The following is a 13,615-nucleotide window of genomic DNA, read 5'->3' on the forward strand; positions in this document are numbered from 1 at the left end:
AGGGCAGCGGAATGCGCGGACGGTGAAGCGCTACGGGAGATTCTTCTTCTCCAGAGCCGCCGCCACGATTCCACCGATCCGCGCGATCGGCTCCGGCTCGGTCATGTCGTAGTGGCCGCAGGCCACCTCGTGGTCCTCGACCACACCGTCGACATACGCACGCCACTCCTCGGCCTTGCCCTGGGCGTCCGAGGGGTCGTCCGAGCCGCCGGCCCCGGCCGAACCGCCGACGGCGCTGAAGAACAGCACGTCCCCGTGGAACACCTCCGGGCTGAACCGGGGCGCGATGCGCAGGTTGTTGCGCATGACGCGGGCGATCCGGTCCGCCTCCACAGCCGTCACCTCCGCGCCCGCCGCCGGGCCGGACGAGTCGAGCAGCCGCAGCAGTTCGGCGACGTCGGCGGGCGCACCGTCCGGCAGGTGGACCCCGGTCAGCCTGGAGACCAGGGACACCACCTGCCGTTCGGCCACCTCCGGGGACGGGGGGTGCTGGTGCAGCAGCGGGGCATCCAGCATGGCCAGCAACTCCACCCGCTCGCCCTCCCCTTGCAGCGCGGTGGCCATGGCGTGGGCCACCATGCCGCCGTAGGACCAGCCGAGGAGCCGGTAGGGGCCCTCCGGCTGGATCTCGCGCAGCAGTCTCAGGTACGACTCGACCATGTCCTTCGGGTCCGTCGCGGGCGGTGCGCAGCCGTCAAGACCGCGCGCCTGGATGGCGTAGACCGGCTGCTGATCTCCCAGGTGGGCGAGGAGCCCGGCGTACCGCCAGCCGATGCCGCCGCCGGGATGCAGACAGAACAATGGGCGCCGATCGCCCGCGGCGCGCAGGGGGAGGACCGGGGCGAAGGCGTCCAGCCCGCTGCCGCGGCGGCCCGCGTGGCTCAGCAGCCCGGCGACGGTGGGGGTGGCCAGCACCGCAGAGCCCGGCACGTCGAGCAGGCCCGCGTCGCGCAGCCGGCCGGCCAGGATGACCGCACGCATGGAGTCGCCGCCCAGGTCGAAGAAGTTGTCGTGGACGCCGACCGGCTCCACCCCCAGGACCTCCTGCCACTGCTCGGCGACCGCGCGTTCGAGGCTGCTGCGAGGGGCGTCGTACGAGGTCTGAAGGTACGGCCGAGGGGCCGGCGAGTGGGCCGGTGCGACCGTGCTCTCCGGGACATCCTCGGGGTTCTCGGAGCGCGACGAGGCGTCCGTGGCGCTCGACCAGGTGTCCGGGGCGGCCGGCGAGGCGGCCTCCGTCCGTGGGCGGGCGACACGCTGCGGCGGGTCGATCCAGTGGCGGCGGCGGTCGAAGGCGTAGGGGGGCAGAGGCGCCCCCGGCCCGTGGTTCCGGGCTCCGTCCAGCGGTGCGAGATCGACCGGTACCCCGGCCGTCCACAGCCGGGCCAGTGCCTCGGTGAACACCTGGACGTCGGACCGCGTGCCCTTGGCGTGGCGCATGGTGGTGACCGTGGTCGGCGACGCCTCCGTCAGACAGGCCCGGGTCAGCTTCGACAGCGTGTCGCCGGGGCCCACCTCCACCATCAGTGGTTCGCCGTCTCCCCACAGGGCCCTGACGCCGTCGGCGAAACGGACGGTCTGGCGGAGCTGGTCGACCCAGTGCTGGACACTGGTCGCCTGTTCGCCGGTGACCCAGGTGCCGGTGGTGTCGGTGACGTAGGGGATCCGGGGCGGGCGCAGGGTGACGCCGCGAACGGCCTCGGCGAAGTCGCCGAGGATCGGGTCGAGCAGGTGCGAATGGGCCGCGAGGGACAGCGCCAGCCGGCGATGCGGGATCTCCTCGACCGCCAGCCGCCGCTCCAGCGCGGCCACCGCCTCCTCGCTGCCCGCGACGGTGCAGGCGTCCGGACCGTTCACCACGCTGAGGGAGAGACCGCCGGTCAGCAGCGGGCGCAGCCGCGCCTCCTCCAGGGCCACGCTGACGGTGGCACCGCCGGCCGCGACCATCAACCGCCCGCGCTCCGCCACCAGCGGCAGCATCTCCTCCAGGCTCATGACCCCGGCGAGGCAGGCCGCGGTGTACTCGCCGAGGGAGTGGCCGATCATGGCGTCCGGACGGACCCCGCGCTCCATCAGCACGGTCGCCAGGGCGTACTCGGTGACCACCACCGACAGCAGCCCCTGCACGCCGGCGTCGGCGGTGCCGGAGCCGAACAGCGTGTCCCGCAGGTCCCGGCCCAGCACGGGCCGCAGGAGGCCGGCGCAGTGGTCGACGACGTCGCGGTACGGGTCGCAGCCGCGGTACAGCTCCGCGCCCATGCCGGTGTACTGGGCGCCGCCGCCGGGCAGCAGGAAGGCCACCCGCGGGGGGCGGTCCGCGCCGCGCACCGGCGTGTCGGACAGCGGACGGCCCAGCGCCTCGACGGCGTCCCGGCCGTTCTCGGCGACGACCGCGGCCCGGTGGGGCATCGCGGGGCGGCGGGTGCGCAGGGTGTGGGACACCTCGGCCAGGTCCGCGCCGGGGTGGTCCGACAGATGCCGGGCGAGCCGGTCGCACTGACCGCGCAGGGCTCCGGGGGTGCGGGCGGACAGGGGCAGCACCTGCCACCGCGCCCCGGCGGTGTCGCTCCGGCGCACCGGCCGGTCCCGGTGCGGTGCCGGCGGCGCTTCCTCCACCACGACGTGTGCGTTCGTACCGCCGATGCCGAAGGCGCTGACGCCGGCCCGGCGCGGACCGTTCCCCGACTGCCACTCCTCCGGTTCGGTCGGCACCCGGAACGGCCCGTCGGCCAGGTCGATCAGCGGGTTGGGGCGTTGGAAATGCGGGACCGGCGGAATCAGCCGATGTTCCAGGACCAGCACGGCCTTGATGAAACCCGCCATGCCGGCCGCGGCCCCGAGGTGGCCGATGTTGGGTTTGACCGACCCCAGGGCGCAGAACCGCGTGCGGTCGGTGGTCTCCCGGAACACCTGGGTCAGCGCCTCCACCTCGATGGGGTCGCCGAGGTTCGTGCCCGTGCCGTGGGCCTCCAGGTAGCCGATGGAGTCCGCTTCGACGCCGGCCAGCGCTTGAGCCGTGAGGATCACCTCGGCCTGGCCCTCGGTGCTGGGCGCACTGAAACCCACCTTCCGGCGACCGTCGTTGTTGACCGCCGATCCTCTGATCACGGCCCTGATCCGGTCGCCGTCCGCCAGGGCGTCGCCCAGGCGCTTGAGGACCACCGCGCCCACCCCGTCCCCCGGCACGGTGCCCGCGGCGTCCGCGTCGAAGGCCCGGCAGCGGCCGTCCGGGGAGAACATGCCGCCCGGGACATGGCGGTAGCCGAGCTTCGCCGACGGGTTGACCGAGACCGCCCCGGCCAGCGCCATGTCGCAGGCGTGGTTCAGCAGGTCCTGGCAGGCGGTGTGGATCGCCACCAGCCCGGTGGAACAGGCCGTCTGGAGAGACAGGCTCGGGCCCGTCAGCCCGAGTTCGTACGAGATCCTGGTGGCCAGGGTGCCGAGCGAGTTGGCGGCGGTGCTGTGCACCAGCTCCACCGAGCCGGGCCGGCCGGCGAACCTCGGATACACGTGGGACGCGTAGTAACGGCTGTCCCCGGCACCCGCGTAGACACCGATCTTCCGCTTCTCCCGGTCGGCCGCGTACCCCGCCGCCTCCAGCGCGTGGTAGGCGCACTCCAGCAGCAGCCGCTGCTGCGGGTCCACGATCGCGGCCTCGGCGGGGCTGTAGCCGAAGAAGGCCGCGTCGAACAGGTCGACCCCGTCGACCACCGACGCCCTGCGCACCAAGGAAGGGTCCTTCAGGTCTGCCGGATCCCCGCCCGCGGCGAGGAACTCCTCGTCGGAGACAGGGCGAATCGACTCCTTGCCGGCGGCGACGTTCTCCCAGAACTCCTCCACCGTGTCGGCTCCGGGGAACCGCGCTGCGATGCCGATGACGGCGATGTCGTCGTCCGCGAGCCTGTCGTCCGTGAGCCCGTCGCCCGGGAACTCGCTGTCCGACAGGCCGTTCTCCGGAGTGTCAGTCATCGCGGTCGGTCCCCTTGTCCTGCTTGTTCCGCCGAGTGGTCCTGTTCCGTGCGGTGCGTTGCCGCTGCGCCCGTTGCCGTGCGTCTGCCAGGGATCCGTCCCCGACCGGTCCGCCGTCCCCCGTCATGGGGACGGTCACCCGGTCGGCAAGGTGCCGGGCCAGTGCCGCGACCGTGGGATGGCTGAACAGGTCCACGACGGTGAGGGCGCAGCCCAGTTCCCGGTTGATCGAGGTCATCGCGCGCACCAGCAGCAGGGACGTGCCCCCGAGGTCGAAGAAGCTGTCGTCGACCCCCACCTGGTCACGATCCAGGACCCGGCTCCAGATGCCGCACAGCCGGTCCTCCAGCGCCCGGCGCCGGTCGGTGTCCGGATCGGCGGGCGGTACGGGCGACGCTCCGGTGGGTGCCGTCCCGGCCGCCCGCAGGACCCACCTGTCGGCGGCCCCGACCAGCCCGGCGCCGTTCGCCGCGGCCCGGTACAGCTCCCCGATGTCCGTGCCCTCGCGCAGCGCCACGCGGGCCGCGAGCCGGTGCACCGGGCGCGCCGGGCCCGAAAGCCGGCCGCGTACCCAGGGAGCTGCGCGGTCGACGCCGATCAGCAGGTGCGGCTCGTCCAGGGACCGGGCGAGGTCGAGGGAGCGCAGAGCGGCCCTGTGGTCCAGGACCCGGTAACCGCGCGCCTCGGTCAGCGCCCGCAACGCGTAGCCCCGGCTCATGCCGATGTCGTCCCACATGCTCCACGACAGGCTGTGGGCGGTCAGCCTGCCCTCGCGGTGCTGACGTACCGCCAAGGCGTCCAGGAAGGCGTTGGCGGCGGCGTACGCGCCCGTCATGGAGCCGCCGAAGAAGCCGTTGACCGAGGAGAAGGACAGGAACGAGGAGGCCGCGTGCTCCTCGGCCAGCCGGTGCAGCACCCAGCCGCCGGTGACTTTCGCGGCGAGCGCGGCACGCCACCCGTCCAGGTCGTACTCGGCCACGGGCCGCTGGTCGAAAGCGCCCGCGAGATGGACCACCCCGGCCAGCGGGGCCGACCACTCGGCGGCGGCCTTGTCCACCGCGGCGCGCACCTGCGCCGGGTCGGTGACGTCGGCGCACTCGTAGCGCACCTCCCCGCGTTCGCGCAGCCTGCGGTACGTCTCGATGCGCCGGGCCGTCTCACGGTCCTGACCGGCCGGTGCGTCCCAGGTGTGTTCGGGCGGCAACTCGGTGCGGCCGACCAGCAGGAGCCGGGTGCCCGGTGCCGCGAGCAGATGCTCGGCGACCAGGGCGGACACGCCACCCAGACCGCCGCTCACCAGGAGGAAGCCGTCGGCCGCGGCCAGGGGCTTGCGGGGGAGCGGATCGGGCAGCGGTGCCAGGCGGCGCACCCAGCGCTCGCCGTTGCGGTACGCCACTTCGGGGTCGGTCACCGGACCGCCCGCCTCGGCGAGGATCAGGCGGGCCGCCTCGGCGGGGTCGGCGACCGGGAGGTCGAGCCGGCCGGCGTCGAGCCAGGGCAGTTCCTCTCGCAGGCTCTTCAGCAGGCCGCCCGTGGCCGCGTCAAGGCAGGAGGGCCGGTCCTCGGCCAGCACGTCCTGGGTTCCGCCGGTCACCAGGTGGAGGCCGACGGAGCGGTCCGGGGTGCCGTTCCGTGACAGGGCCCTGGCCAGGCACACCAGGCTGTCCACACCGTCCCGCTGGGCTTCCTGCAGGTCCCGCACGCACTCGGGCTCCTCGCGGCCGGCGGTCAGCGCTCCCAGATGGACCACGGTGTCCACCGCACGCCCGTCCACGGTCAGGGCGGCGAGCAGTGCCTCGTAGTCCTCGGGCCGGTCGACGCGGATGTGGTAGCGGGCCGCGTCGATACGGCGGAACCCGGCGGCCGCGGTGACGACCGTGCACAGGGCACCGCCTCGCCGCAGCTCCGCGGCCACCTCCTCGGCGACCCGGGCGCCCAGGGCGTCGCGTCCGGCGAGCACCAGGGTGTGCCGTGCGGGGGACGCCGTGGTCCACGGGCGCCGCACGCGCTGCCACACCGGCCGCAGGAACCAGTCCGGCACCGTCGCCGCGGTGCCCAGCAGCACTTCGGTGCGCCGTACGTCCTCGTCGAACTCGCCGGCCTCGAACCGCTTCCGCAACTGCGTCCGCTGGATCTTGCCGATCTCGGTCTTGGGTATGGTCCACGGCTCCACCGGGACCACGTAGGCGGGCGTGATCCCGATCTGCCGGGTCACCTTGCCGCGTACCGTGCGCAGCGCGTCGGCCAGATCCGTACCGGGGACGACACGCAGGAACAGGGCCAGTTCGTCGGTGTCCGCCGCCGGGTCCGGCCGCACCGCGCAGGCGGCCGTGAACGACCGCTCCACGAACGGCAGTTCCTCCACGCAGGCCTCGATCTCGTGGCTGTAGTGGTTGACGCCGTTGATGATGATGACGTCCTTGGCCCGGCCGGTGATGTACAGCTCGCCGGAGCGCAGGAAGGCCAGGTCACCGGTGTCGAACCAGCCGTCCTCGGTGAACGACTCGGCGTTCTTCTCCGGGTTGTCGTGGTAGCCGGAGGTCACCGAGGTGCCGCGGACCTGGAAGTGCCCGACCGTGCCCTCCGGCACGACATGGCCCTGGTCGTCCACGACCCGCATGGCGAATCCGGGGTAGGGCAGCCCGCAGCTGACGAAGCCGTCCTCGTCCGCCGCCGGTTCGGCCGGCAGCTCGGCGTCCGTCACCACCGAACAGGTCTCGGACATCCCCCAGCCGGGGTGCACGACCGTCGGCGGCAGTCCGAACGGGGCGAGCACCTGGAGGAAGCGGCGGGCGGTGGCGGCCACCACGACCTCTCCGCAGTTCATCACCAGCCGCATCGCCGACAGGTCCCAGCGGCGGTCGACCATCCGGTCGGCGTGCTCGGCAGACAGACCGAAGGCGAAATTGGGCGCCCAGGTGACGGTGACCCGGTGCCGGTCCGCCAGGTCCATCCAGCGCAGCGGGTCCTCGAGGACCCAGGACGTGGGCGCGTGGACCTGCCGGCAGCCCAGGTACACGTCCCTGAGGTGGAACATCACGACGCCGGTGACGTGGTCGAGCGGGATCCAGTTCAGCGACACGTCGTGTTCCGTCAGGCCGTTGACCTGGGCGGTGGCCGCGGAACGGGTGAGGACGCCCCGGTGGCTGATCCGGACCGCCTTGGGCAGGCCGGTGCTGCCGGAGGTGAGCAGCAGGAGGATCAGGTCGTCGGGGCGCGCCGGATGCCACGCGGAGTCGGCGGGTCCCGAGCGCAGCTCGTCCACCGTGGTCAGCCGCAGGTCCGTCAGCCCGCGCCGGTCGGCGAATGCGCGCAGCCCCTCCTCGTGGCCGCCCGAGGTGACGATCCACGGGCGGCCCAGCATCCCCCAGACGCCCTCCAGCTTGTTCACCGCCGCGGAGTCCTCCGCGTAGGAGGACGGGACGGTCAGGGGCACGGTGACGAACCCGCCGAGGATGCAGCCCCACAGGGCCGCCAGGAAGTCCTCGGTGTCGTCGCACTGGAGGATCACCTGGTCGCCGGGGCGCAGTCCCAGTCCGCGCAGCCCGCCCAGGACCCGGGACGCCTCCTGCGCCAGGGTCGCGTAGCTGCGGCGCAGGACGCTGCCGTCGGCCCGCACATGCACCACCTCGGCATGCGGTCCGCCGGCCGCCGCCCGGCGCAGGGCTTCCGCCCACGTCCGCACCTGCGGCTCGGGCAACTCGGGCCCCTCGCTGAGCGAGGGAACCGCGTCCTGCCCGGTGGAACCGGCCGCCGCCTTCGCGGTTGCCTCGGCCCCCGTACCGGGGCGCTCGGCGGGACGGGAGGCGGCCGGCCCCGCGTGCAGCCGGCCCAGCGGCTCCGCGTCCTCCTCCAGTTCCACGGCGACGTCGGACACTCCGGGCAGCTCGGCCAGCGCCCTTTGCCACCGCTCCGCCTGCTCCGTGCCGATCCTCGGCAGGCTTCGCAGCGCGGCGGTGTCCAGGGAGCCGTCCGCGGTGCGGGGCAGGTCGGAGACGCCCACGACCCGCGGCGCTCGTCCCTCGGGGGCCGCGCGCCGCAGCTCCCGCTCCGCCCTCTCGACCGCGTTCGCCCGGGTGGGTACGGCCAGGACGGTCGGCCCGGCGGCGTCGCCGTCCTCGGGCGGCAGCACCACGCACTCCCGGATGCCGCCCACCGCGAGCACGGCCCGTTCCAGGGCCTGCGGGTCGAACGGTTCGTCCACCGCGGCGGCCCGCGAAGACCACGGGCCGGGGTCGGGCAGCCCGCTGATCCTGAGGTCCGGGTCCGCGGCCACGGCGGCGAGGGTCTCGCGCAGTGAGTCGGCCAGCCGACGGACCGTGGCCTCGTCGAAGAGGTCGGTGTCGTACTCGACATGGCAGGTCAGCCCACCGGGTGCCCCGTCGTCGGCCCGGCGCTCGGTGAACTCGACGAACAGATCGAACTTCGCCGTGCCGGTCGCCGTGGGATGCAGAGGGGCCGCGTCGGCGCCGAGCCGCAGGACCGCCTCGGTGTTGTTCTGGAGGGCCAGCATCACCTGGAACAGGGGATGCCGGGCGGCCGCGCGGGCCGGGTTGAGCTCCTCCACGAGCCGGTCGAACGGCAGGTCCTGATGGTCGTAGGCGGCCAGGTCGAAGGCCCGCACCCGGGCCAGCAGGTCGCGGAACGCGGGGTCTGCCGAGGTGTCGGTGCGCGTGACGAGGGTGTTGGTGACCAGGCCGACCATCTCGTCCAGGGCCGCGTCGGCGCGTCCCGCGACCGGGGTGCCCAGGGGGATGTCGGTGCCGGCGCCGCAGCGGGTGAGCAGGGCGGCCAGGGCGCCCTGAAGGACCATGAACAGACTGGCCCCGCCGGTGTCGGCCAGCCGCAGCAGGGCGCGGTGGAGGTCGGCGCCGATGTCCACGGTCAGGCCACGGCCATGGCGACCGGGCACGGCCGGACGTTCCCTGTCCGTCGGCAGCGGGATCTCCTCCGGCAGGCCGGCCAGGGATTTCTTCCAGAACGCCAGCTGACGGCCCATCAGGGAATGAGGGTCGCGCAACCCGTCGAGCAGCTTCTCCTGCCACAGCGTGTAGTCGGCGTACTGGACGGCCGGCGGCGCCCAGTCGGGCGCCCGGCCCTCCAGCCGGGCCGCGTACGCCGTCGAGAGGTCGTGTGCGAACGGCACCAGCGACCAGCCGTCGGCGGCGCTGTGGTGCAGGACGAGCACCAGCGCACGGGGCCCGCTTCGGGGGCCGTACAGCCCGGCCCACAGGGGGAGGTCCCGCGTCAGGTCGAACGGGCGGCGCAGCGCCGTCGCGACATGCGCCTCCACCTCCTCGGCAGGACAGTCCACGACCTCCAGAGCCGGCTGCGCGGTTCCCGGCGCGCGGATGTCCTGGTACGGAGTGCCGTCGGCCTGCGGCAGGAGGGTGCGCAGGCTCTCGTGCCGGTCGACGAGGTCCGCCAGGGCCGCGCGCAGGGCCTCGTCGGCGACCGGACGCTCCAGCCGTACGACGAGCGGCATGTTGTAGGTGGCGGCCGTGGTGTCGAGTTGGTTGAGGAACCACATGCCCTGTTGGGCGGAGGACAACGCGATCCGGGCCGGGCGCTTCGCGGGTACCAGCGCCGGCCGTGCCGTTTCCCGCGCGGCGGAGGGGGCCGACAGCTCCGCGGCGATCTGGGCGGGAGTCGGCTTGGTGAAGATCGTCCTCAGGGCCACCTCGGCGCCGGTGACGGCACGCAGCCTGGCCCGCAGCTTGGAGGCGAGCAGGGACTGCCCGCCGAGGTCGAAGAAGTCGTCGTTCGGCCCGACCGCGCACGCGGGCAGCCCCAGCAGCTCCTCGAAGAGGCGGCGGACCACGGCCTCGGCCCCGGCGGCCCCGGAGCCGCCCGGGGTCTCGACGTCGGCCGTCGGCAGCGCCTCGCGGCCCGGCGTGCCTTCCGCGGTCGGTGCTGGACCGCCGGCCGGCACGGGGGACACGTGGGCGGAAGCCTCACCCGACGGCCGCGGGCCCGCCCGGCCCACCGTGAACCCCGTTCCTGCGGCGCCCAGTCGGTCCAGCAGGGCCAGGAGTCCCTCCAGATGCCCGGCGAGCGCGTCCTCGGTGTACAGCGCCGGATTGGCGTCGAAGGCGAAGTCCAGACCGGTGCCGTCCGCGCCCGGCCGCACGGTGATCAGCAGGTCGTCGACCGCGCCGCCCGACAGGTGGTGCGGCGTCGCGGGGTGGTCGCCGAAGTGCAGCCGGTGGGAGAAGGGGACCAGGTTGACGAGCGGCCCGAACAGCCGTCGGTCACCGCCCAGGAGCTTCAGGTCCCGGCGCAGGTCCTCCCCGCGGTACTGCTGGTGCCTGCGCACGCCCCGCAGCTCGGCGGCCGCGGCGGAGAGCAGCTCTCCCGCCGTGGTGCCCGGCCGCACGGACAGTCGCAGCGGGAGGTTGTTCGACACCGTGCCCGGTGTGCGCAGAGCGGCGGATCCGAGCCGGCTCATGGTCGTCACGCCGAGGATCACGTCCTCGCGTTCCGTCACCCGGTGCGTGTACGCGGCGACGGCCGCCAGCAGCAGTTCGTTCCGGTTCGCGCCGGCCTCGGACGCGACGGCCGAGAGCCGTTCGGCGGTGGCCGGGGACAAGGCCGCGGCACGGCGCAGGAAGGCCGGCGAGGGCAGCGCGGTGCCCTCGGTGAGAGTGACGGCCTCGGAGAGGCCGGCGAAGCGCTCGGTCCAGTAGTCGCGGTCACGCTCGTACCGGTCCGAGGCCCGGTAGGCGGCCTCCTCGTCCAGGAGGGTCCGGACGGAGGCGAACGACGCGCCGGGTACCTCCTGCCCGGACGCGAGGGCGCTGTAGATCTCGGCGGTCCTGCGGAAGACGAGCAGGTAACCGTAGCCGTCCAGGAGGATGTGATGGACCTTCATGAACCACAGGTGGCGGTCGTCGGCCGCTTTGAAGAGGGCTTGGGTGAACAGCGGGCCGTCACCCAGCGAAACCGCGGTGGTGAGGTCTGCGCGCATCCATGCTTCGGCCGCCGCCACGGGGTCCGGCGCGGAACTCACGTCCCGTACGTGCAGCACCCAGTCGGTGCTGGGCGCCGACAGACAGCGCGGCCCCTCGGGCGTGTCGACGAAGCGCAGCCCGAGTGCCTCCGTCTCGGCGACGGTGCGGCGCAGCGCCGTCTCGAACAGGTCCCTGTCGACCGGCCCGTGGATCTCCAGGTACTCGCCGGTGTTGTAGGCCGGGCTCCGCGGGTCGAGCTGTTGCCCGTACCAGATGCCTTCCTGCGCTCCGGTGAGGCCCGCCGGCGCATGGTTCTGCGCCGCCGACGCCGCAGGGCCTGAGGCCGTGGCCGGCTCGGGAGCACGCCGCGGCGGCGACGTGGAAGCCTTGGATCCGTCTGCGTCTTGGAGCACGGTTATCACCCTCGTCAGACAAATGGACAACGGCTGCGTGGCTCGCACGCCGTGGTAGCGACGGAGCGGGGGTCCCGGCCGCCCCGGACAGGCAGGGGCGGCGGCCGACCCGCGGGGGACCTCATGCACCGGAGATCGGCCGCCGAGGCATGCGGACCGTCCTTCCCCGGTCCACCCCGCTGGGCTAGGTCCTGTCGTCGAACTCCCGTCGTCCGGGAGAGGTACCGGAGCGGATCGGGGGCCCTTGGACGACCGGCGCGCGGGCCTGGCACTTCACCACGCGGGAATCCGGTCCGCCGAACGGCACGGCCCGGGCGATGCCGCCGGTCGCCAGGGCAGTGGTCCACTCGGAGTGCGCGGGGGTGTCCATCGGGTCTCCAGCGTCGGAATGCTCAGGGCAGCCAGCTTCGGGCACCCCGCCTAGAACCGCGGTCAAAAAGCGGTTGAAAAACTTGATCGCGACAGACAGGCACCCTCAAGGGCGGCTCAAGCATGCCGTGACACAGTCACATCGCCTTGCGCGCCGAGGGCACGTCGCCGTGCAACGGACAGCGGAAGGCATCGTCCGGGCCACGGCATGGACAGGCTGCTGACCGGCAGGCGGCTGTCGCGACTTCCGCATGCACCGTCATGGCCGTCCCGCGCCGCAGAGGGGCGTTCCGGTGCCGCGCGCCACCCTTCGCCCGCGCACGGCCCATCCCCGACCGACAGCCTGTACAGGCGACTGACAGGAGCCGTACCCCCATGACCGTTCCCCTGCTGTGCTTCCCCTTCGCCGGAGCAGGCGCCAGTTTCTTCACCCCGTGGCAGCGCTACGACCTGAAGGCCACCCGGGTTCATCCCGTCCAGCTCCCCGGGCGCGAGCGGCGCCTCGACGACCCGCCCTTCCCGGACGTCTTCACCGCGGTGGAGTCGCTGGCCGGCGAACTCGTCGCCCAGGCCGATCTGTCGCCGGGACCGGTGGCCCTCTTCGGCCACAGCTTCGGGGCGGTCCTCGCCTACGAGATGGCGCGTCACCTGCGCGAGCGGCATGGGATACCGGTGGCCCACCTCTTCGTCAGCGGTTCGGCCGGCCCCACGACCAGGCGCGAGGCGGGTGCCACCGGGCTCCCGGACGAGGAGTTCCTGGCCCGGGTGCGTGAGTTCGCCGGGTACGACCACCCGACCATGGCGGACCCGGAACTGCTGGAGCTGCTGCTGCCGACCCTCCGCTCCGATGTGGAGATGCACGAGGCGTACGTCTCGACCGCGAAGGACCCTCTCGACGCGCCGATCACGTCCGTGCGCGGCCTGGACGACGCGCTGGTCTCGTCCGAGCAGGCCGCTCAGTGGGAGACGGCCACCCGGTCCGGGTTCCGTCTGGAGGAACTGCCCGGCGGCCACATGTACCTGACCGAGTACCCGGGGCCGCTGCTGAAGCTCATCGACGACGAACTCAAGGCGTGGGCATGAGGCTGGGTGGAAAAGCGGTCATCGTGACCGGCGCCGCCCGCGGCATCGGCCGCGCCTGCGCCGAACTGCTGGCCTCCCACGGCGCCGACCTGGTGCTGGTCGACGTCGCGGACGATCTCCCCCTCGTCCCGTACGCCCTCGGCAGCGAGGGCCAGCTGGCCCACACGGAGAAGCTGTGCCGGGCGCACGGGGCCGCCGTCGTCTCCTGCCCCGCCGATGTACGTGATCTCCACGCCGTCGAGGCCACGGTCGCGACGGCCGTTCAGCGCTTCGGACGTGTCGACGCCGTGGTGAACAACGCCGGCATCGCCGCCCCGTCGGGCAAGGCGGTCCACGAGATCGGCGAGGACGAGTGGAACATCATGCTGGACGTGGACCTCTCCGGGGCCTGGCGCATGACCCGGGCGGTCGGCGAGGTGATGGCGCGGCAGCGCTCCGGCAGCATCGTCAACGTCTCCTCCACCGCCGGGCTGGTCGGCTACCGCAACTTCGCCGCCTACGTCACGGCCAAGCACGGACTGATCGGCCTGACGCGTGCCGCCGCCCTGGACTACGCGCCGCTCAAGGTACGCGTGAACGCCGTGTGCCCCGGGTCGGTACGGGACGACCCGGTGCTGGAAGGACGCATGCTCTCCGAGATAGCCAAGTCCCTGGACGTGCCCGTCTCGGAGCACGAGGAGATCTTCGTCCAGGCCCAGCCGACGAACGAACTGGTCGAAGCGGGCGATGTCGCCGAAGCCGTGCTGTGGCTGGTCGGTGACGGCTCGCGCGGTGTCACCGGCAGCGTGGTCACCGTCGACGGCGGATTCACGGCCAAGTAGCACGGCCGCC

The 13,615-nt window shown here is 73.3% G+C and carries 5 protein-coding genes; 2 read left to right on the forward strand and 3 right to left on the reverse strand.

The window, feature by feature from the left end; all coding sequences use genetic code 11:
- Positions 1 to 30 precede the first annotated feature (30 nt).
- From ACGFRF_RS30250 to ACGFRF_RS30260, 3 genes are all read right to left on the reverse strand, one after another.
- Positions 31 to 3,969, reverse strand: coding sequence for a type I polyketide synthase (locus ACGFRF_RS30250; RefSeq protein WP_393745332.1), 3,939 nt, complete (start codon positions 3,967 to 3,969; stop codon positions 31 to 33).
- Positions 3,962 to 11,332 (reverse strand): SDR family oxidoreductase, encoded by a 7,371-nt coding sequence (locus ACGFRF_RS30255; RefSeq protein WP_393745334.1) that lies wholly within the window; start codon positions 11,330 to 11,332, stop codon positions 3,962 to 3,964. Before ACGFRF_RS30255 ends, ACGFRF_RS30250 begins: the two co-directional genes overlap by 8 nt.
- Before the next feature lie 184 nt (positions 11,333 to 11,516).
- A complete protein-coding gene (locus ACGFRF_RS30260) occupies positions 11,517 to 11,702 on the reverse strand; it encodes a hypothetical protein (RefSeq protein ID WP_393745336.1) in 186 nt (61 codons plus the stop codon).
- A gap of 374 nt (positions 11,703 to 12,076) precedes the next feature.
- Between ACGFRF_RS30260 and ACGFRF_RS30265 the strand changes: the two genes are divergently transcribed.
- The gene (locus ACGFRF_RS30265) at positions 12,077 to 12,784 is read left to right on the forward strand and encodes a thioesterase II family protein (RefSeq protein ID WP_393745338.1); all 708 of its coding nucleotides are present in this window, start codon (positions 12,077 to 12,079) and stop codon (positions 12,782 to 12,784) included.
- Positions 12,781 to 13,605, forward strand: coding sequence for an SDR family oxidoreductase (locus ACGFRF_RS30270; RefSeq protein ID WP_393745340.1), 825 nt, complete (start codon positions 12,781 to 12,783; stop codon positions 13,603 to 13,605). The genes ACGFRF_RS30265 and ACGFRF_RS30270 overlap by 4 nt, the downstream gene beginning before the upstream one ends.
- Positions 13,606 to 13,615: the final 10 nt, after the last annotated feature.

Source organism: Streptomyces sp. NPDC048521 (genome assembly GCF_043199855.1).
Classification (GTDB): domain Bacteria; phylum Actinomycetota; class Actinomycetes; order Streptomycetales; family Streptomycetaceae; genus Streptomyces.